Annotated in this window: 18 protein-coding genes; 9 read left to right on the forward strand and 9 right to left on the reverse strand. The window is 68.6% G+C overall.

Annotation, left to right across the window (positions count from 1 at the left end):
- The first annotated feature begins 42 nt into the window (after positions 1-42).
- Positions 43-684 (forward strand): hypothetical protein, encoded by a 642-nt coding sequence (locus BLQ75_RS05910; protein ID WP_211481191.1) that lies wholly within the window; start codon positions 43-45, stop codon positions 682-684.
- A gap of 96 nt (positions 685-780) precedes the next feature.
- Here the strand turns inward: BLQ75_RS05910 and BLQ75_RS05915 are convergent, their stop codons facing one another.
- On the reverse strand, positions 781-1,272 hold the full coding sequence (locus tag BLQ75_RS05915; RefSeq protein ID WP_092599664.1) for an SRPBCC family protein: 492 nt from the start codon (positions 1,270-1,272) through the stop codon (positions 781-783).
- Between the two features lie 437 nt (positions 1,273-1,709).
- Between BLQ75_RS05915 and BLQ75_RS05920 the strand changes: the two genes are divergently transcribed.
- The 4 genes from BLQ75_RS05920 (at position 1,710) to BLQ75_RS05935 (ending at position 4,939) form a co-directional block, all read left to right on the forward strand.
- Positions 1,710-2,735 (forward strand): NAD(P)-dependent oxidoreductase, encoded by a 1,026-nt coding sequence (locus tag BLQ75_RS05920; RefSeq protein WP_092598975.1) that lies wholly within the window; start codon positions 1,710-1,712, stop codon positions 2,733-2,735.
- Positions 2,732-3,880: a DUF1015 family protein gene (locus BLQ75_RS05925; RefSeq protein WP_092598978.1), complete on the forward strand. Its 1,149-nt coding sequence runs from the start codon at positions 2,732-2,734 to the stop codon at positions 3,878-3,880. Before BLQ75_RS05920 ends, BLQ75_RS05925 begins: the two co-directional genes overlap by 4 nt.
- A 158-nt stretch (positions 3,881-4,038) precedes the next feature.
- Positions 4,039-4,332, forward strand: a complete 294-nt coding sequence (locus BLQ75_RS05930) for a hypothetical protein (RefSeq protein ID WP_092598981.1) — start codon at positions 4,039-4,041, stop codon at positions 4,330-4,332.
- A 190-nt stretch (positions 4,333-4,522) separates the two neighbouring features.
- Positions 4,523-4,939 (forward strand): CBS domain-containing protein, encoded by a 417-nt coding sequence (locus BLQ75_RS05935; RefSeq protein ID WP_092598984.1) that lies wholly within the window; start codon positions 4,523-4,525, stop codon positions 4,937-4,939.
- Between the two features lie 98 nt (positions 4,940-5,037).
- Here the strand turns inward: BLQ75_RS05935 and BLQ75_RS05940 are convergent, their stop codons facing one another.
- Complete coding sequence (locus tag BLQ75_RS05940) at positions 5,038-6,126, reverse strand: VIT1/CCC1 transporter family protein (protein ID WP_244515269.1); 1,089 nt, start codon at positions 6,124-6,126, stop codon at positions 5,038-5,040.
- Positions 6,127-6,339: 213 nt separating this feature from the next.
- Here BLQ75_RS05940 and BLQ75_RS05945 point away from each other — a divergent pair, with 213 nt between their 5' ends.
- From BLQ75_RS05945 to BLQ75_RS05955, 3 genes are all read left to right on the forward strand, one after another.
- Positions 6,340-7,554, forward strand: a complete 1,215-nt coding sequence (locus tag BLQ75_RS05945) for a cobalamin-independent methionine synthase II family protein (protein ID WP_092598987.1) — start codon at positions 6,340-6,342, stop codon at positions 7,552-7,554.
- 122 nt (positions 7,555-7,676) lie between these two features.
- The gene (locus BLQ75_RS05950; RefSeq protein ID WP_092598989.1) at positions 7,677-8,114 is read left to right on the forward strand and encodes a COG3415 family protein; all 438 of its coding nucleotides are present in this window, start codon (positions 7,677-7,679) and stop codon (positions 8,112-8,114) included.
- A 961-nt stretch (positions 8,115-9,075) separates the two neighbouring features.
- Positions 9,076-9,903: an alpha/beta fold hydrolase gene (locus BLQ75_RS05955; RefSeq protein ID WP_092598992.1), complete on the forward strand. Its 828-nt coding sequence runs from the start codon at positions 9,076-9,078 to the stop codon at positions 9,901-9,903.
- A 136-nt stretch (positions 9,904-10,039) separates the two neighbouring features.
- Here the strand turns inward: BLQ75_RS05955 and BLQ75_RS05960 are convergent, their stop codons facing one another.
- The 6 genes from BLQ75_RS05960 to BLQ75_RS05985 form a co-directional block, all read right to left on the reverse strand.
- Positions 10,040-11,656 (reverse strand): solute symporter family protein, encoded by a 1,617-nt coding sequence (locus BLQ75_RS05960; protein WP_092598995.1) that lies wholly within the window; start codon positions 11,654-11,656, stop codon positions 10,040-10,042.
- On the reverse strand, positions 11,653-11,997 hold the full coding sequence (locus BLQ75_RS05965) for a DUF485 domain-containing protein (protein WP_092598999.1): 345 nt from the start codon (positions 11,995-11,997) through the stop codon (positions 11,653-11,655). Before BLQ75_RS05965 ends, BLQ75_RS05960 begins: the two co-directional genes overlap by 4 nt.
- A gap of 161 nt (positions 11,998-12,158) precedes the next feature.
- Positions 12,159-13,844, reverse strand: a complete 1,686-nt coding sequence (locus BLQ75_RS05970) for a sodium/solute symporter (RefSeq protein ID WP_092599002.1) — start codon at positions 13,842-13,844, stop codon at positions 12,159-12,161.
- The gene (locus BLQ75_RS05975) at positions 13,844-14,164 is read right to left on the reverse strand and encodes a hypothetical protein (RefSeq protein WP_244515272.1); all 321 of its coding nucleotides are present in this window, start codon (positions 14,162-14,164) and stop codon (positions 13,844-13,846) included. Before BLQ75_RS05975 ends, BLQ75_RS05970 begins: the two co-directional genes overlap by 1 nt.
- 23 nt (positions 14,165-14,187) lie before the next feature.
- Positions 14,188-14,976, reverse strand: coding sequence for a LytR/AlgR family response regulator transcription factor (locus BLQ75_RS05980; protein WP_092599008.1), 789 nt, complete (start codon positions 14,974-14,976; stop codon positions 14,188-14,190).
- Complete coding sequence (locus tag BLQ75_RS05985) at positions 14,973-16,064, reverse strand: sensor histidine kinase (protein WP_092599011.1); 1,092 nt, start codon at positions 16,062-16,064, stop codon at positions 14,973-14,975. Before BLQ75_RS05985 ends, BLQ75_RS05980 begins: the two co-directional genes overlap by 4 nt.
- A gap of 366 nt (positions 16,065-16,430) precedes the next feature.
- Here BLQ75_RS05985 and BLQ75_RS05990 point away from each other — a divergent pair, with 366 nt between their 5' ends.
- Complete coding sequence (locus tag BLQ75_RS05990) at positions 16,431-18,086, forward strand: GGDEF domain-containing protein (RefSeq protein WP_170837351.1); 1,656 nt, start codon at positions 16,431-16,433, stop codon at positions 18,084-18,086.
- A gap of 174 nt (positions 18,087-18,260) precedes the next feature.
- On the opposite strand, the gene BLQ75_RS05995 is transcribed toward BLQ75_RS05990, so the two are convergent.
- Entirely contained in the window at positions 18,261-19,061 is an 801-nt protein-coding gene (locus tag BLQ75_RS05995; RefSeq protein WP_092599670.1) for a cyclase family protein, read from the reverse strand.
- Positions 19,062-19,216 lie beyond the last annotated feature (155 nt).

The following is a 19,216-nucleotide window of genomic DNA, read 5'->3' on the forward strand; positions in this document are numbered from 1 at the left end:
TACACTTCCGAGCGAGATCGGAACCGGACTACGTTCACCAGGATGCGGCGCTGTTCCCTGTTCCTGTCGGTACTGCTCGCCCTGGTGGTGACCGGGTGCTCGACTCAGTCCCCCGAAGGCCGGTCCCCTGAGGGGGAGGAATCCACGGCCGAGACCTCCACCGCCGCCACGACGGAGGGAACCTCGCGAAACCAGCCCATGACCGACGCCGAGTTGCAGTCACGTTGGTGGAGTTGGGCGAGATCGGCTCCGGAAGGACAGGATCCCGTACGGGACGCCACCGGCCGATTCTGCGCCGTCAACCAGCCGGAACTGGTCTGGTTCGTGGCGGGAACCTACGGCGGTACCGTGCGGCGCTCCTGTCGTGTTCCGGCGGACTCGCCGCTGGCGGGACCGGTTGTCAACCGGATCACCGACACCGCCGCCGCTTGCGGGGACTTCCTGGCCGAAGCCGAAGGCACGGCCTCGGTGGACGGCACCGAGATAACGTTGCGACGGATCGAACCGACCGGCATCACCTATGAGACGCGCTCGGGAACGGTGCGGGGATTCGGCTGTGGGCTCTGGCTACGCGTTCCGCCCCTCTCCCCGGGGAAGCACACGCTGACGCTGCGCGGCAGCAGCGGTGAGTTCAGCACCGAAGCACGGTACGAGCTCACCGTGGAGCCCACCACGAAGGGCTGAGCCACCGGCGAGCGGCCCGGGGTCACGCGACACCCGCACCGGCGCGCGGGACCGAACGTACCTCCCACGCCCGAGGGAACCAGGCTCCGGATCCGCTCACTGACCGGAACGCTCCCGCAGCACCCGGATCACCTCGGCCAGCCGGGTCATCCCCTCTCTCGCTCCCTCTTCCATGCCGGCCTGGACCATCCCGTCCCGGTCGGCCACGGACTGGAACACCGAGGTGCCCACGTAACGGGTTCTGTCCGCCCCGTTCTCCCAGAGCGTCACGGTCTCCAGCGAGACGTGACCGGGCATTCCCTCGAACTCGAAGGTGGCCACGATCCGGTGGGGCGGGGTGATCTCGTGGTACACGCCGTGGAAGCGGTACTCGACCCCGTTCTCGTCACGACTGGTGTAGCGCCAGATCCCCCCAGCTGTGACATCGTCCCGCTCCACAGTGGTGTTGTAGTGGCCCGGCCCCCACCAGCGGGGCACCAGAGCCGGATCGGTGCAGGCCCGGAAGACGATGTCGCGCGGTGCCTCGAACACGCGGCTCAGCACGATGTCCTGCCTGTCCGGCACGACGGTGATCTCGGTATCCGACATGGCGGTCTCCTCGAACTGCTCGGTGGAATCGCCCACCCCCGTGGATGCCCGGCAGAGCGCGTGATCGCACGGGCCGGGGCGGTGGCATCCTCCGGCGGTGCTTCCCGGATACGTGCCCGCCGGCGCCCACCATCGGAGCACCTGTCGGTCAGGAGTGATCTCGCCGAACCGCGGTGACGGGAAGAACACGCGTGCGGGATCTCCGCCGGGACGGGTGATGTTCACGCTGTCGGGCGAGTTGCGCCCTCCGTACGGCGAGCAGGTGTTGACGTTAACCCCCCGACGGGCCAACATTGCGTTATAAGCAATTCGGTGCGCAATAAGCAACAAGGTGCTATCGTTCGTGATACTGCGCTGTTGAGGGGCCACTGGTGCGGTTGCCCTCGGCGTATCCGGGGAACCACCGGGGCGGTCCACTGATCGCAAGGGAGCAATCGATGCGAATCCTCGTCGCCGACACCTTCCCGGAAGACTCCCTGACCGAACTCTCCGAACTCGGCCACGAATGCCACTACCGGCCCGAACTCGACTCCGAACAGCTGCGGGAAGCACTGCTCGGCACCGAGATCCTCGTCGTTCGCAGCACCCCGGTCACCTCAGCGGCACTCGAGAGCGCCGACGCGCTCCGGATGGTGATCCGCGCCGGCTCCGGCACCAACACAATCGATCGCGCGACGGCATCGGGAATCGGTGTGCACGTCTGCAACGTCCCCGGCCGCAACGCCGTGGCGGTGGCCGAGCTCACCTTCGGACTGCTGCTGGCCCTGGATCGCGGCATCCCCGACGGCGTCGCCGACCTGCGTGCCGGCCGCTGGAACAAGCAGCACTACTCGCATGCCCGGGGGATATACGGGCGCAGGGTGGGTGTGTTCGGTCTCGGCCGGATCGGGTTGCGTTTCGCGGAACGAGCGGTGGCCTTCGGTACCCACGTCCACGCGGTGGAGAACCCGGAACGGGACCCGCGGACCAAGGACCGGGCCACGGAGCTCGGTATCGAGTTCGTCGCCGACCCGCACGAACTGGCGCGGACCTGCGACGTGTTGTCGCTGCACCTGCCGCTGACCGACACCACCCGCCACATCGTCGACCGGGAGCTGCTGGCGCAGGCGCGCCCGGGAACCATCCTGCTGAACACCTCCCGGAGCGAGCTGATCGACGAGAACGCGTTGATCGAGGCCATGGACACCAAAGGAGTGCGAGCGGGTATCGACGTCTTTTCCGAAGAGCCCGAGAGCGGAAGGGGAACCATCGAGTCCCGATTGGCCGCTCACCCCAACGTGTACGGCACGCACCACATCGGCGCCTCCACCGAACAAGCGCAACGGGCCGTGTCCGACGAAGTGGTGCGCATGGTCGAGAGCTTCGACGCGGGCACCGTGCTGCACTGCGTCAACGAGGACTCCCTTTCCGTCGACCGTCCCGGCAGTGTGGCGGTGTCGGCTCGTTCCGGGGGTGCCGCATGAGTCCTCCGCGTACCCAGCACGTCACCACCGCCCCTCAGGATCACCAACACCGCTCCACCGGGATCACGGTGCGGTCCCCACGACTGCTGGTGATCGACCAACGGTGGGTCGAGTCGCTGGACGGCTCCCTCGCCCCCGAGCGGGTGAGGCGCCTGCTGGACAGCGGCGGTTTCGTCCATCCCCCGCTCCCTGCCGTGGTGGTCTACCGACTGCGAGCGGGCAGGCATCAACAGACCGGCGTGGTGGTCGAGGTCTCGCTCGACGACTACCGGGCGGGCAGAATCCGCCGCCACGAGGCGACCCGTCCGGAGCGGGAGCGCCGCATCGAACAGCTCACCGAAGCGGGCGGTGTCGAGCAGATGCCGGTCACCCTCACCCACCGGGACCGCCCTCGCCTGCGTGATCTCCTCGAACGGGCGACCACGCGGGAACCGGACATCCGCGCGGACTCGGCCGGTGGGGTGGAACACACCGTGTGGATCCGGCGGGACGCCGAACTGGCCCGAACGCTGGAGTACGAACTGGCGAACGTACCCGCTCTCTACATCGCGGACGGCCACCATCGGATGGCGGTCGCCGAGCGGAACGGACAGTCACGACCGCACTCCCCCGGCGACGACACACGGGCGTTCACCCTGGCGGCACTGTTTCCCAGCAGCCAGATGCGCATCCTCGGTTACCACCGCTGCCTTCCCGCCGATCGCGAACTGTCCACGCCGTGGGTGCTGGAGCAGCTGGCGGCGCTGCCACTGATCACTCGGATCGAGGAATGCACCTCGACCACCACGAGCAACCCGGCCCCGGGCGTGGTGCTGCTGCGCGTCAACGACCGGTGCTTCCGACTGCGGCTACGCGCTCCCACCGATGCTGATCAGGTACGAGCGGGGCTGGACGCGGTGCTGCTCGACGAGTGGCTGCTGCCCGCCGTATCGGACATCGTCGCCGCGGACGGCCTGGACGGCCAGAACCACGAGAGCGGGGGACGGTGCTGGTGCTCCCACCGGAACGCGATCTGCCTGGTCCCGCACCCGCCCACCGTTGAACAGGTCATGGCGGTGTCGGACTCGGGACTGGTCATGCCCCCCAAATCGACCTGGTTCGACCCGAAAGCCGCAGCCGGGCTTTTCGCACGCGAACTGCGGTAAGCGAACCCGCCCCCGGCAGGAGAACGGATCAGCCCGACGGCTCCCGACTCGACCGACCGGAACGTCCGGTGCGGGGGGCAGGCGACTGATGCCGCGCGCACCCGCCTCACCCCGCTCGGCTGTTTCAGCGGGGTTCGGCGCCGGGAACCCCGAGAGGGATGGACGCACGGCGACACGACGAGCGGACACGGGCCCACTACGCACGTGGGCTGCCCGGTTACCACGACTGGTTCGCCCGGCTGACCGGCGCGCCCTCCGGGTTGAGCGCGTTGACCCCGCGGTTGTGGCTGGCCGGTTTCGGCACGATCTTCTGCCTCGGCGCGGGTGTGGCGCTGCTCGTCTACCTGCCTCCCCTGGCCTGGTTCGGCTGGGTTCTCGTGGCGCTGGGGGTCGTCGCGCTGTTCGATCTCGGCTGGGTGGCGCACCGCAAACGACGCGGTGAGCCGGGCTGAACCCCGGAGGTTTGCCCACCGATCCCATCGGAAACCCCATCAACGGGAGGGGTGCTCCGCCGGGAGGGAGCACGCACGCGCGCAGGAAGGGCTCGAATCCCGCCACGAGGGCGACTTCCCACGGTACGGACCACTCCGGACAGCCGGGGCACCGACGAGAACGGGCACTGAAGATGACGGGAGGAAGCCGATGAACACGGTACGGGAGATCATGCACGCCGGTGCCGACTGCGTGCGCACCGGGGAGACCGCCGCCGACGCCGCGCGAATGATGGCACGGCTCGGGGTCGGAGCACTGCCCATCTGCGGCAAGGACGACAGGATCAAGGGAATGGTCACCGACCGGGACATAGTGGTCAAGGTCGTGGCCGAGGGGCGTGACGCCGGAACGTTCCCGGCCGGTGACCTCAACCAGCAGGAGGCGGTCACCATCGGCGCGAACGACTCCACCGACGAGGCGATGCGTATCATGAGCGAGCACCGGATCCGCCGGCTTCCCGTGATCGACGGACAACGCCTGGTGGGCATGGTCACGGTCGCCGACCTGGCGACGAGCGTTCCGGAACCACGGGTCGGAGAACTCGTCGAGGCCCTCTCCCGATCCTGAGCGGCGGCGCGAACGCACCGCTGTGAGAAGGTCCCGGTGCTGTGACGGCCCGGACGGGCTCCGGAGGACGTACTCTCGGGCACCGCGACAGTCCTGTTTCAGGAGGCGGTCACTCCGAAAAGCAGCCCCAGCAGGAAGGTCAACCCGGCCGCGCCCGCCCCGATGCCGAGTTGGCGCAGCGCTCGGGGCAGCGGGGAGACGCCGGAGAGCACCCCCACCGTCGCACCGGTGGACGAGAGCGCCGCACCACTCAACCCTCCGGCCACCAGCACACCGGGGACGCCGTCGAGCCCCATGAGGAAGGGCAACACCGGCAGCAGAGCACCGACGGCGAACGCGGCGAAGCTGGAGGCGGCGGCTTTGATGCCACTGCCGACCACCTCTTCCCCGTCGGACTCCTCCCGAGCGGGTGACCGCTCGACAACGGATCGGCTCAACATCGCCTCGGCACGGCGCTCGGCCTCCGAGGCGGACATCCCGCGGGCGCGGTAGACCAGCGCCAGTTCGTTGGCGTCAACGTCCAGTCGTGGCAGTACCCCACCGGCCGTGTCGTCCGGTCGGCCCGCCGCGATCAGCTCCCGCTGCGAACTCACGGAGACGTACTCCCCCGCCGCCATGGACAGCGCTCCCGCCAACAGACCGGACAGTCCGGTCAGCACCACCAGCGTCGGACTCGCACCACCGCCGATCACCCCCAGCACCAGGGCCAGGTTGCTGACCACACCGTCGTTGATCCCGAACACGGCCGCACGCAGCGTTCCCGACATCCGTGCCCGCCCCTGCGCGGCCAGCGCGCGGACCACCTCACCGTGAACGCGTTCGTCGGCGGCCATGGCCTCGGTGGCGTCGGCCCGGAACTCGTAGTAGGAGCGGTTCTCGGCGTGCTGCACCAGCGCCAGGACGAAGATCCACCCGAATCCACGGGCCAGGAAGGCCAGCAGGCGCATCCGGAGCGTGGCGCGGCGGGGCTCTCCCACGTGCTCACCGAGCAGCCGTCGCCAGTGGTCAGCGTGACGTTGTTCGGCCTCGGCCAGTCGCAGCAGGATCTCCCGCTCCTCCCCGTGCCTGCGTTCGGCGAGCTGGCGGTAGACGGCGGCCTCTGCCCGTTCGTCGGCCAGCATCCTGCGCCAGGCGCGCAGTTCGGCGGCGGACGGTCGCGGCCGGTCGGCGGTGGGATGCTCGGACACGGTCCGAGGATGACACCGGTCGTGTGATCGAGCCGCTCGGAAACGACGGCGCGTCACCGGTTGTGGTCCGGACCGCAAGTCCGTTCGGAGCGGCGAGGCGCTCCCGCACCGCTCGAAGCGTCCGCCGACGGGGACGTACCTGCACGGTTGCCAATTCACGATCTCGGGGTAAGCATGACTTCCGCAGTAGCCCTCGAGGAGAGGAACGAGGCCATGCGTGCGAGCACCGACCGCATCCTTACCACCCAGGCGGGGAGCCTGCCGCGTCCCGACGAACTCATCGAGCTCAACCGGTCCCGCGCGGAAGGCACCATCGACGAGCAGCGGTACCAGCGGGGCGCGGACAAGGCCGTCACCGAACTGGTCGAACGGGAGCGAAACGTCGGACTCGACTTCGTCGGCGACGGGGAGTTCGGCAAATCGATGAGCCAGCGGGTGGACTACGGCGCCTGGTGGTCGTACTCGTTCCAACGGCTCGGCGGCCTGGAACTCGCCGACGCCTCGCTGTTCGAACTGACCCACGACGCGTCCAGGTCAGGAGAGGAGGTGGTCCTGACCAGCTTCGGCAACCGGCGTGACCGGGTCAGGTTCGCCGAGGCGTACGCCGACCCCTCCGCTGGGGTGGACGTCTCCACCAGTCCGATGAGCTTCCCCGTGTGCCGGGGACCACTGAAGTACGTGGGTCACGAGGCGATCAACGCCGACATCGCCCGATTCAAACGGGCTCTGGATGCAAACGGGCTCGACGAGGGGTTCATGACCTCGATCGCCCCGGCCAGTTGTTCGCGGATCGGCAACGAGTACTACGACAGTCAGGAGGAGTTCCTCTACGCGTGCGCGGACGCGATGCGCGAGGAGTACAAGGCGATCATCGACGCCGGACTCATCCTGCAGCTCGACGACCCCGCCATCGCGGAGAACTGGGACCAGATCAACCCCGAACCGTCCGTCGAGGACTACAGGCGGTTCACCATGCGGCGGGTGGAGGCGCTCAACCACGCGATCCGCGGGCTGCCGAAGGACCGGATCCGGTTCCACCTGTGCTGGGGCAGTTGGCACGGTCCGCACACCACGGACCTGCCGATGCGGGACCTCGTGGACATCCTGCTCTCCATCGACGTACGGGCCTACTCCTTCGAGGCAGGCAACGTCCGGCACGAACACGAGTGGAAGATCTGGCAGGACGTCGCGCTGCCGGACGACAAGTTGCTCCTGCCCGGGGTGGTCAGCCACGCGACCAACGTGATCGAGCACCCCGAACTGGTCGCCGACCGCATCGTGCGGTTCGCCGAGTGCGTCGGACGTGAGCGGGTCGTGGCCTCGACCGACTGCGGACTGGGCGGGCGCGTCCATCCGCAGCTGGCCTGGGCGAAGCTGGAAGCGCTGGCCCAGGGGGCGGAACTGGCGAGCCGACGCCTCTGGCCCTGAGGCGGAAACCTTCCGGCGTCCTCCGCCCGCCATCGCGCTGCCGGAGGACGCCGGTTGCTGTATCCGGGTAGCGCCTCCCTCGGAGCCGTTCTCGTGAACCGCTGCTTCCCCTAGCATCACCGATGCTGGGCACCAGCGGTTCCAGAACTCGGCTGTCGCTGTCGGAAGCGGAACGGGAGTGGCTGTCGCGCTGGATCCGACTGCCGTCCACCTCTCAGGCGGTCGCGCTGCGCTGCCGCATCGTGCTGGAGTGCGCCCGCGGCTCGTCGGACGCCGCCGTCGCGCGCTCTGGGCGTTTCCGCAACGGGTGGTCGGCAAGTGACGGGTACGTTTCCAGGATCCAGGACCGACGGGACCGCCCCCGCTCCGGCGCACCGCGGTCGATCTCCGAGGAGCGGGTACAGACGATCGTGGCAGCGGTGCTGACCGAGCCACCACCGCACGGGAACGGCTGGACCAAGCGCACCCTCGCCGAACGAGCGGGGGGTCTCGCCGTCCTCAGTGGTACGGATACCGCACCGGCTCGGCATCGGCACCACCCATGCCAGCCGGACGGATGACACCACCACCGGATCGGCCTGCACGGCGCTGCACATCGCACCTCCCGAGTCGATGACGGCCGTGGCCGTCGACGACAGCCATGATCCCGACAGAGGCTCGGGCAGGGTCCTTCTCCCCACCACGGGGGAGCACGACGTGCTACTGCGCGCGGAGCTGGCCGAGCAGCTGTCCGGACCGGCCAACGGCGACGGTTCGGGAGAGCTCGTGGGGTTCCTGCACCAGCTGGAGAAACGGAAGTCGGGTACCTTAAGACGTCCACCTGATCTGCCACGGCCACGGCACGCGCCAGATCGAGGTGATCCGACGCTGGCAGGAACAGCACTCGGGACTGCACCCGCACCTCACCCCGGACAAGGAGCTCCGGCTCAGGCTGGTGGAACGCTGTTTCACCCCGTTCACCACTCCGTCCGCCGCCGGGCGCTTCCCGCTGGCCGTGTTCGCGACGGAGCTGCGGCTCCGGCCACGTGGACACCACCGAAGGAACACGCTCACCTGGTTCCATCCGTGGTCGAGCCGCCCCTCAGCAGCGAGTACCGCACGAATTCGTGGTCCAATTCGGCCCTCCGCACCGTCGTGAGCGCCTACCTCGCGTTCATGGCGGAACGAAGCTCCGAAGAAGACCGTGGCGCCGTCGTCGGGCTCTCTCCGGGAACGGGAGCGGCGGTTGACCCGACCGTTTCACGAACAGTTCTTCACGTTCCTGCGGGGCGTCCCGCTCGGTCCCGATTCCCAGAGGGTCCACCTCACCTCGGAACCCCGCCGTGCTCGCCGCACCGACCCGTTTGGCCCGTCGGCTCCCCGGGTAACAAACCGGGAGCGGCCAACTTCCACCGGAACAGCACGCCGCTCTCGGCTCTCACTCCACCACGCCAGTGGCGCGGTGTCCCCGATACGAGGAGCCTGCCGGGGCGTGACGGCCGCGTCAGAGCAACCGGGTCGATCGTTGATCGAGGGGGAGCGATGCCGACTTTCGAGACCCACGACGGAGCGGAGATCTTCTACAAGGACTGGGGGGACGGACCTCCGGTGATCTTCATCCACGGCTGGCCGCTGAACGCCGACGCGTGGGACGACCAGCTGAACGCGGTGGCCGAGCGGGGTTTCCGGGCGATCGCACACGACCGGCGAGGACACGGTCGCTCCACGCAGACCTGGTACGGTAACGACAACGACACCTGGGCCGACGACCTTTCCAGGCTCATCGAGACGCTGGACCTGCGCGGTGTCACCCTGGTCGCGCATTCGATGGGAGGGGGCGAGCTGAGCCGCTACGTCGGCAGGCACGGCACCTCACGGCTGGACAGGGCGGTGCTGCTGGCGGCTGTACCACCACTGATGCTGCGGACGGCCTCCAACCCCGAGGGAACGCCCATCGACGTCTTCGACGGTATCCGCGAGGGCATGCGCAGGGAACGATCCCAGTTCTGGCAGGACCTCACCGAGACCTTCTTCGGCAGCAACCGGCCGGGCAACAACGTCACCCAGGGCAACAAGGACGCCTTCTGGCTGATGGCCATGCGGCAGGGCCTCAAGGCGGGTCTGGACTGCGTGAAGCAGTTCTCGGAAACCGACTTCACCGAGGACCTCAGGCGGTTCGACATCCCCACCCTGGTGGTGCACGGCGACGACGACCAGATAGTGCCCATCGAGGCCTCGGCCAGGAAGTCGGCCGAGATCATCCCGGACGCCACGTTGAAGGTCTACCCGGGAGCCGGACACGGTCTGGCCAATGTGCCTGGTGACAAGGAAAAGTTCAACGAGGACCTGTTGAACTTCCTGAAGGGTTGATCCGCCCCTCCGGGACCGGAGGCGGGAGCACGGGCTACCGCAGTGCGACCGACATGCCTCGGGCGGAAGGTGTGACCGGGTGTCCGGGGAACTGCCCGTTCCCCGGACACCCGGACCGGGACGTCGAGACGGGGCCTCAGTGCGAGGAGGCCTTCTCCGCCCCCGCCCCGGTCAGCGAGCGCACCTCCATCTCGGCGTACTTGGCCTGGTCGTGCTCACCGGAGAGCACCGTGCCGAGCCAGCCCAGGAAGAACGAGGCGGGGATGGACACCAGTCCCGGGTTCTCCAACGGGAACCAGTGGAAGTCCACCCCGCTGAGCATGGCGGTCTCGCTGCCGGACACGGCCGGGGAGAACACGATGAGCAGCACGGCGATGGACAGGCCACCGTAGATACTGCACAACGCGCCCGTGGTGTTGAACCGTCGCCAGAACAGCGAGTACAGGATCGTCGGCAGGTTCGCCGAGGCGGCTACCGCGAACGCCAGTGCCACCAGGAACGCCACGTTCTGGTTGCGCGCGAGGATGCCACCGACGATGGCCACCGCACCGATGACCACGGCGGTTATCCGCGCGACACGGACCTCCGCCTGCTTGTCGGCCACCTCGCCCCTCTTGATGACGTTGGCGTAGATGTCGTGCGCGAAGGACGCGGAGGCCGTGATCGTCAGCCCCGCCACCACGGCGAGGATGGTGGCGAACGCGACGGCGGAGATGAATCCCAGCAGAACCGGTCCACCCAGCGCCTGCGCCAGCAGCGGCGCCGCGGAGTTGGACCCTCCCGGTGCCTGGCCGATCGTCTCCGGCCCGACCATGGCCGCCGCGCCGTAGCCGAGCACCAGAGAGAACAGATAGAACAGACCGATCAGAAAGATCGCCCACACCACGGAGCGACGTGCCTCACGAGAGGTCGGCACGGTGTAGAACCGCATGAGCACGTGCGGCAGCCCCGCGGTCCCGAGCACCAGCGCGAGTCCCAGTGACAGGAAGTCCAGCTTGCTGATCTCGGAGGTGCCGTACTTGGCTCCCGGTTCGAGCAGCCGCTCACCCGTGGCCCCCGCCTTGTCCACGGCTCCCTGCAGCACGGCCGAGAAGTCGAAACCGTACTTGGCGAGCACCCAGAGGGTCATCGCGGCGGCACCGGTTATCAACAGCGCCGCTTTGATGATCTGCACCCAGGTCGTGCCCTTCATCCCGCCGACCAGCACGTAGACGATCATGATGACGCCCACGATCGCGATGACCAGACTGACCCCCGCCGGGTTGTTGATCCCCAGCAGCAACGAGACCAGCACGCCTGCTCCGGCCATCTGCGCCAGCAGGTAGAAGAAGCTCACCGCCAGGGTGGAGGTGGCCGCGGCCGCCCGCACCGGACGTTGCCGCATCCGGAAGGCGAGCACGTCACCCATGGTGAACTTGCCGGTGTTGCGCAGCAGTTCGGCGACCAGCAGCAGAGCGACCAGCCACGCCACGAGAAAACCGATCGAGTACAGGAAACCGTCGTAACCGTACAGCGCGATGGCGCCGACGATGCCGAGGAAGGAGGCCGCGGACAGGTAGTCACCGGAGATGGCTATGCCGTTCTGCGGGCCGGAGAACGCGCGTCCGGCGGCATAGTAGTCCGAGGCGGTCTTGGTGGTGCGGCTGGCACGCAGCACCACGACCAGCGTCACGACGACGAAAGCGACGAATATGCTGATGTTGATGATCGGATTGCTACCCTGCAGTCCACCGCTCTGCGCCAACGGAGTCATTCCGACCTCCCCTCGATGTCCTCGCGGATCCTGCCCGCCACCGGGTCGAGCCGCCGGTTGGCGAACCGCACGTAGATTCCGGTGATGACGAAGGTGGACACGAACTGCAGCAGTCCCAGTACCAGGCCCACGTTGATGTTGCCGAAAAGCTTGACGGACATGAACCCGTGGGCGTAGTCGGCGAGCAGCACGTACAGCAGGTACCAGCCCAGGAACAACGCGGCCACGGGAAACACGAACCCGCGCAGCCTGCGTCGCAGCGCCACGAAGTCCGCGCTGGCGTGGGCCTCGGTCCACTGTTCCGCCGTGGGATCCCGGGACTCGGATTCCTCGGTTGTCACAACCGCCTCCTAACACGAACGAGTGACTCAAGGCACAGTAGGAAGATCACGTCGTGTTGGGGAGACAGCTGCGACCGATGGGCGAACCGTGCGACGAGCGGTGGACGAGCGGTAGGGCGATCCGGACGAACGTGACCGGGCGAAGTCCGGTTCCACCGCTGTCACGACCCGGACTCGGTCCTCGCGGTCCGGTCCAGATGCAGCCGCAGCATGGCGGACCTCGCCCACGAGGGAGAACGCCCGCGCAACGAGACCAGCACCATGGCGCCGAAGGCCAGCGGCACCGACCACGGCGCCGGTTGGGCCAGCAGAATGGCCAGCCAGCCGTGCAGCTCCGGCCCGAACAGGGTCACCACGATCCCGGCCGATGATCCGAGCAGCCCGACCAGCACACCGCTGATCGCCCCCGTCGCCGTGAGCCGCCACCACCAGATCCCCAGCACCAGCAGGGGACAGAAGGTCGCCGCCGCCAGCGTGAACGCCCATGTGACCAGGATGTTGGTCTCCAGCGGTGCCGCGGACAGCGCGAGCAGGATGATCACTCCCGCAGCGAGCGGAGCGGTACCGCGCAACCGTCCCAGACCTCCGGGCACGAGATCGTGCGAGAGTGCCCCGGCGAGCACCAGCAGTAGCCCCAGCGAAGTGGCGAGGAACGCGGCGAAGGCGCCACCGGTCAGCAGCACGGTGAACAGGGTGCCCACCCAGCCGGAGTCCACCCGCGCCGGGAGCGCGACCACCACCGTGTCGGTACCCCCCGACAGGTACAGTCTCGGCAGCAGCACCCTGCCCAACGCCCCGTAGATCCCCGGGAACAGGTAGAACACGCTCAACAGGCCCACCGTCAACGCGGCGGTTCGACGTGCACTCGCCCCGTCTGGCGTGGTGTGGAACCGCACCACCACGTGCGGAAGTCCCATGGTGCCGAACATGGTCGCGACCAGTACCGCCCACGTGCCGAACAACGGGTGCCCGGCGTCGGCGACGTCCAGCAACGGAAGCCGCCACCGCTCCCCGCCCGGAAGTCCGCCGGCCCCCACCCGCGGAACGGGCTCACCCGCCGGGAAGACGAGGACCTCCCCCGCCCGGATGTCGTGGGCGCCGGGTCGCAGCACACGGGTTCCCCCTTCCGGCAGTCGAATCCGCGTCGGCTCGGTGATCCGGAAGGTGACCCCGATCCGGAACTCCACCCGCGTACGCTGCTCGAAACGGTCGAACTCCACGGGGTGCAGCGCCTGCTGCCGCACGCCGGCTCCGGAGAAGACGACCAGCCAGACCGCAGGCACCGCGAACAGCAGCAGTTTCAGGCAGAACTGCACCGCCTGCACGTAGGTGGCCGCCCGCATCCCACCGAGAGCCAGGGTCACGCTGATGACTGCGCCCGCGATGACCACGCCCACCCAGTACGGGGTGGCCCCGACCGCGCTGAGCACCAGTCCCGCCGTGCGGAACTGGGGGACCAGGTACAGCACCGCGATCAGCAGCACCACCACGGCGGTCAGTTTCCGGAGCACCGCCGAGGACAGCCTCGCCTCGGCGAAGTCGGGAACCGTCAACGCACCGGAACGGCGCATGGGCGCCGCCACCAGCACCAGCATCGCCACGTAACCGGCGGTGAAGCCGACGGGGTACCACAGGGCGCCGACCCCGTCCTTGACCATCATGCCCGCGATCCCGAGGAACGACGCGGCCGAGAGGTACTCCCCGGAAACGGCGGCCGAGTTCAGCAGCGGCGATACCTGTCTGGACGCGACCAGGAAGTCCGAGGTCGTACGCATCGCCGCGACACCGCGCACCCCGACGAACAGGGTCAGCAGCACCACCGGCGTGACCGCCAGCACCGCCACCATCAGCGCCGCTCCAGCCGCTCGGCACGCCACAACTGCCGCCACGCCAGCAGCACCATGGCCGGGAGGGGCACGAGTACCGGAACCAGCCAGGCCACCGGTATTCCGGCCAGGCGTAGCGATACGGGCATCGGCACGACGGCCTGCAGCAGGGGAAGCCCGAACACGAGCACGAACAGCCAGCACAGCGTGACCACGCCCTGGCGGTGTTGTGCCCGGTGGAGCGCGCTCGCCCGCTCGTGCTCCGTGGGATCCAGCGGGGGAAAGCTCCAGTTCCGCCGGGAAGTACGCCGTTCACGAGCCATCCGGGTCTGCGGACTCATCACCGGGACCCGTTTCCCCCCGCTCATCGGCTCCCCCGCACCGGACTGCCCAGTTCGGCGCGCTGCGCCTGCCGCAACAGCTGCTCTCGCAGGTCACGCGCGTGTCTCCTGCTGACGGGAACATCACCGATCTCGGTGTGCGCCACGAGTCCGCCCGCGGAGTCGCTGCGCAGCTCCAGCACCGCGTGCAGGGCTACCAGGAAGCTACGATGCACCCGCTGGAAACCGGCCCGACACCAGTACTCCTCCAGTCGCGAGATGGGCATCCGCACCACGTACTCCCCCGAGGGAGTGTGCAACCGGACGTAGTCGCCGTCGGCGGAGACGAAACGCACGTCGCCGCGCCGCACGTACTTGGTGCGCCCCGCCGTCTCCACCGGCAGGGCGGGCATGGCGTCGGTCGGTGGTACGGACTGCCGCGAGTCGACGACCTCACCGGCGGCCACCATCCTGCTCACCTTGTCCAGGGCAGCCGACAGGCGTTCGGAGCGTACCGGCTTGAGCACGTAGTCGACGGCACCGATGTCGTAGGCCGTCACGGCGTGCCCGTCGTAGGCCGTGACGAACACGAGCACCGGTGGGGTGCTCAACCTAGCCAGCAGCGACGCCAGTTCGATGCCGTCGAGCCCCGGCATGGAGATGTCCAGGAACACCACGTCGAACCGATCGCCCTGGATCAGTCGCAACGCTTCCAGCGCCTCACCGGCTCCCACCACCTCGTCGACCTCGGGGGCGTCCCCCAGCATCCCGCACAGCTCGTCCAGCGCGGGACGAACGTCGTCGACGGCCAGCACTCGCAGTCTCCGCGTCATCGCGGCACCACTCCGGGTTGGAACATCGGAACCCGGACGATCACCTTCGTGCCCGCCCCCCTGGCCGTCTCGACGACCAGTCCGTACCAGGCGCCGTAGATCGACCGGAGCCTGCGATCCACGTTGGCCAGTCCGACGCTGTGCTCGGAGCCGCGACCGGCCAGTATCGCCTCCGCCTCCGCGGGGTCCATGCCCACTCCGTCGTCCTCCACGCTGATCACGAGGTCGTTACCGGACGCCTCGCCGGAGACCTGCACGAGACCGGCCCCGTCGGGGCGACCGGCGAAGGCGGGCTGCACGCCGTGCCGCACCGCGTTCTCCACGAGGGGTTGTAGTACCAGGTAGGGCACCGAGACCGCCAGCACGTCGGGGGCCACCCGGATCCGCACCCGCAGGCGGTCGCCGAGCACCGCGCGCTGCAGCGCGAGGTAGGTCTCGATGGCGTGGAACTCGTCGGAGACGGTGGCGTACTCGCGGTTGCGCGCGAGCCCGTAGCGGATGAAGTCGGCGAAGTCGAGCACGAGTTCGCGGCACCGGTCCGGCTCGGAGCGGACGAGTGATCCGATCACGGTCAACGCGTTGTAGACGAAGTGGGGGGAGATCTCGGCCCGCAGGGCGCGGAGCTCCGAACGCGCGGCCTGCTCCGCGGAGCTCTCCAGCCTGCCGCGCTCCAAGGAGTCCTCGATCCAGTCCGCGGCCCGGTTCACCGCCGACACCGGCACGTCACCGCACACCAGCAGCACCCCGAGCAGCTCCTCGCTGGAGCGGAGCGGAACGGCGGTCATCGGAGGCCTTCCCTGCCGGGTCTCGGTGTGCAGCACTCGTTCGACCAGCTTGCCGACCTCCCCCGGATCTTCCGGACGTCCCACCTGTTCCCGTTGCCCGGACAGCCCGCTCAGCACGACCGCGTCGGCCCGCAGCAGTCTCCGCAGATCCCGCACGGCGCTTCTGACCTTCGGACCGCTCAATCCTTCCTTGATGTTGTTCGTGATCCGGTACGCCGTCGCCACGGAGGCCATCGGATCGTTCGGTGACCACCCGGTCCGGACTCCTCCGAGACCGAGTGCCCGATCGGCGGGTACGGACATGAACGCTCCTAGCACTGTCGACACGGCCCGCCGGATCCTATTGCCCGCCTGTCCCCCGCTCGAAAAGACGCTCGTCCAACCTGGGCGAGACGGGCCGAAGGGGGCTGTCCCTTTCCCGCGAAACGACGGTAGCGCTGAACCGGCCGCGAGGAAACGGGCCGGGAAAACCCCGCTCGAAACGGACGGAACGATTGTTCACGCCGTTCCCCGGGCCGCCCGAACCGGCCGGATTCACGTTCTGTCGGAATATTCCGCACAGTAACGACGGAGTGAATTACCACGATCACCGCTGGTCCCATGATCGCGGCGGAGCGTAAAATGACCCGGCCGCGATCTCCACTCCCGTTCGCCGCCGGCGGAGGATCGATGACCAGACATTTTCCGCTGTTGTCGGCGCTGGTGTGCTGCTACGTCGTGGCGGTGCTCGCCGTGTTGGGAAGCGGGGTGCTCACCGCGAAGGCCGCACTGATCGTCGACGACGTGGCACAACTGATCAGCGGTAGCGCGGCGACGATCGCGTGCTGGTGGCAGGCCCGGTTCACCCGGGGGAGTCAACGACTCTGGCGGTCGCTGCTGGGGCTCGGTACCGCGGGATGGACCGCGGGCATGGCGGTGTGGGCCTGGTTCCGAACCTTCGCCGACATACCACTGCCCTCCCCCTCACTGGCCGATGTCGGCTTCCTGACGCTGCCGGTGTTCGCGCTGCCCGCCCTGCTGGTGTTCGCGGAGGACAGCACACCGGTGAAAGGGATCACGGCGCGCTCCTCACGCGGAACGGCCCGCACCCGGGCGGTACTGGTGCTGGACGGTCTGATCGTCACGGGGTCGCTGTTCCTGCTGACCTGGGCGACCGCCCTGGGAGCCGTGGTGAGTTCCGGAGCGCCCACCGTGCCGGGATTCGTGGTCGCGGTGGCCTACCCCGTCACCGACCTCGTGCTCGTGGTGATCGTGATCCTGCTCGCCTCGTTCCGGCGTGCCGGCGGCAGCCTTCGCCTGTTGCTGCTGGGGTCCGGCCTGATCGCACTGTCGGTCTCGGACAGCATCTTCGCCTACCTGGTCAGCAGCGGCGCCCCCAGCATGAACCCGCTGTTCGACGCGGGTTTCGTGGCGGGACCGGCCCTGATCGCGCTGGCGGCGCTCGCTCCCGACCACCGCGACACCGGCGAGGAGCGCCCCCGCCGGGACCGGGCGGTCGACTGGGCGCACCTGATGCTGCCCTACCTGCCGCTGATGCTCGCGGCCGGTTTCACGACCGTGAAGACCGTCCTCGGCTCCGGCAGCGACGATCTGGAAGTCGTCGGAGTGTTCCTGCTGTTCGTGCTGGTCGTGATACGGCAGCTGGTCACGCTCATCGACAACGCCAAGCTCCTGGAGAAGGTGAGAAGCGCCCAGCAGGATCTGGCGCACCAGGCTTCGCACGATCCGCTGACCGGACTGGCGAATCGCACGTTGCTCTACGAGAGGCTCAGCGAGAGCATAAGGCGCAACCGCGAGACGCACTACCCGTTCGGGTTGCTGTACTTGGATCTCGACGGCTTCAAAATGGTCAACGACACCTTCGGCCACGCCGCGGGGGACGCGTTGCTGCGCGATGTCGCCGACAGGCTCCGCGAGTGCGTGCGCGCGGCCGACACCGTGGCCCGCCTCGGCGGGGACGAGTTCGCGGTACTGGTGGAAACGGAACGCAGGCAGGACTCCGAGCAGGTCGGCGGCAGGGTCCTCGCGGCACTGCAACGTCCCTTCGACGTCGAGGGGCGCAGCCACACGATAGGCGGCAGCCTCGGTGTGGTGCACTGCCCCGCCGACGGGGAGATCTCGGCGCAGACCCTGCTGCACCACGCCGACGTGGCGATGTACACCACGAAACAACGGCGAAAGCGGCGAGCGCGGGTACCTGGGCCCCACGAGAGTTCCGCCCAGGAGGCCACGCCGGCGCCCGTGGAGCAACTCACGACCCCCGAGGACACCTCGAACCACGGGGACACGCGGCTCCGCGACGACGGCGTGTCACTGCACAACTGAACCGCGGACCTCGCGGCCCGCACGGGCACCGACATCCTCCCCACGAGGCACCGCTTCCGGGAAGCCCCGGTACTCGCCCCACGCCGTGCTCGACGTGACCGCCCGCCCGGATTCGACGGGCGGGCGGACCGCTCGTACCCTCGGCACCGGGCCGGACCGGGGCTCCCGCCTCGCTCAGTGCCTCGGCACCATCCCGAACACCGTCGCCGTGGCGCCCGAGCCGTTACGGTGGAGCGGGCCGCCCGCCAGCACCCATCCACCGGTGACCGGCAGGCTCTCCAGATTGGCCAGCACCTCCAGACTGATGCGGTGCCGTCGGTACAGCATCAACGACACCCGGTAGCGGTCGTCGATTCCCACGTCGGGGCTGAAGGTGTCCGTGCCGAGCGCTCCGCGGTAGCCCAGCCGGCCGGTCTCCAACAGCCAGCTCACCGCCTCCGGCGCGAAACCCGGGTGGTGCATCCGCCCCTGTTCGTCGAAGTTGTGGAAGTCCGGGGTGCCCCATTTCTCCTGCCACCCGGTCCACAACACCACCGCCGCCCCCTCCGGGATGGGCCCGTGCTCGCGTTCGAACCACCACAGGTCCTCCACGGTCACGGCGTAGTCGGGGTCCCGTTCGGCCCGGTCCCGGATGTCGAGTTTGACCGCAGGCAGCATCAGGTCCTCGGGGTGCAGCTCGTCGGAGCTGGGCTCACCGGCATTGAAGTGGCAGGGGGCACCGAAGTGCGTACCGGTGTGCTCACCTTCTCGCACGTACTGCAGGTAGAAGCCGTCCTCCTCGAGGGTGGCGACCGTGCTCAGGGTGAACTCCGGATCGCCCGGGTAGACGTTGGTGGTTTCCGGATCGTTGACGTGCGAGAGACTGACCAGCCGCATATCGCTCGGGTCGAACCTCGGCCTGCCGCCACCCCCGGACTCCGGGCGGGCGGAACGAGCCAGTCCCGCCGAGGCGGCCAGTCCCGCACCCCAGTTCATCAGTTTCCGCCGTGCGAACAAACCATCCGTCCCTTCTCGAGGACTTGTTCGAAATTCGGTTCGGACGATCGCGAGACGGCGGCCGTCCGCCGCCACGAGAACTCGCCCCGCGTCCGAACCGGACACGGTACCGGGTGTGCCCACCCGGGCCGCGT

The organism is Actinopolyspora xinjiangensis (assembly GCF_900104475.1).
Classification (GTDB): Bacteria; Actinomycetota; Actinomycetes; order Mycobacteriales; family Pseudonocardiaceae; genus Actinopolyspora; species Actinopolyspora xinjiangensis.

What these genes read in the sequence shown, in the direction of transcription:
- BLQ75_RS05910 (WP_211481191.1), top strand. Translation starts at nt 43, where the DNA reads ATGCGGCGCTGTTCCCTGTTCCTGTCGGTACTGCTCGCCCTGGTGGTG.
- BLQ75_RS05915 (WP_092599664.1), bottom strand. Translation starts at nt 1,272, where the DNA reads ATGTCGGATACCGAGATCACCGTCGTGCCGGACAGGCAGGACATCGTG.
- BLQ75_RS05920 (WP_092598975.1), top strand. Translation starts at nt 1,710, where the DNA reads ATGCGAATCCTCGTCGCCGACACCTTCCCGGAAGACTCCCTGACCGAA.
- BLQ75_RS05925 (WP_092598978.1), top strand. Translation starts at nt 2,732, where the DNA reads ATGAGTCCTCCGCGTACCCAGCACGTCACCACCGCCCCTCAGGATCAC.
- BLQ75_RS05930 (WP_092598981.1), top strand. Translation starts at nt 4,039, where the DNA reads ATGGACGCACGGCGACACGACGAGCGGACACGGGCCCACTACGCACGT.
- BLQ75_RS05935 (WP_092598984.1), top strand. Translation starts at nt 4,523, where the DNA reads ATGAACACGGTACGGGAGATCATGCACGCCGGTGCCGACTGCGTGCGC.
- BLQ75_RS05945 (WP_092598987.1), top strand. Translation starts at nt 6,340, where the DNA reads ATGCGTGCGAGCACCGACCGCATCCTTACCACCCAGGCGGGGAGCCTG.
- BLQ75_RS05950 (WP_092598989.1), top strand. Translation starts at nt 7,677, where the DNA reads ATGCTGGGCACCAGCGGTTCCAGAACTCGGCTGTCGCTGTCGGAAGCG.
- BLQ75_RS05955 (WP_092598992.1), top strand. Translation starts at nt 9,076, where the DNA reads ATGCCGACTTTCGAGACCCACGACGGAGCGGAGATCTTCTACAAGGAC.
- BLQ75_RS05960 (WP_092598995.1), bottom strand. Translation starts at nt 11,656, where the DNA reads ATGACTCCGTTGGCGCAGAGCGGTGGACTGCAGGGTAGCAATCCGATC.
- BLQ75_RS05970 (WP_092599002.1), bottom strand. Translation starts at nt 13,844, where the DNA reads ATGGTGGCGGTGCTGGCGGTCACGCCGGTGGTGCTGCTGACCCTGTTC.
- BLQ75_RS05975 (WP_244515272.1), bottom strand. Translation starts at nt 14,164, where the DNA reads ATGAGTCCGCAGACCCGGATGGCTCGTGAACGGCGTACTTCCCGGCGG.
- BLQ75_RS05980 (WP_092599008.1), bottom strand. Translation starts at nt 14,976, where the DNA reads ATGACGCGGAGACTGCGAGTGCTGGCCGTCGACGACGTTCGTCCCGCG.
- BLQ75_RS05985 (WP_092599011.1), bottom strand. Translation starts at nt 16,064, where the DNA reads ATGTCCGTACCCGCCGATCGGGCACTCGGTCTCGGAGGAGTCCGGACC.
- BLQ75_RS05990 (WP_170837351.1), top strand. Translation starts at nt 16,431, where the DNA reads ATGACCAGACATTTTCCGCTGTTGTCGGCGCTGGTGTGCTGCTACGTC.
- BLQ75_RS05995 (WP_092599670.1), bottom strand. Translation starts at nt 19,061, where the DNA reads ATGAACTGGGGTGCGGGACTGGCCGCCTCGGCGGGACTGGCTCGTTCC.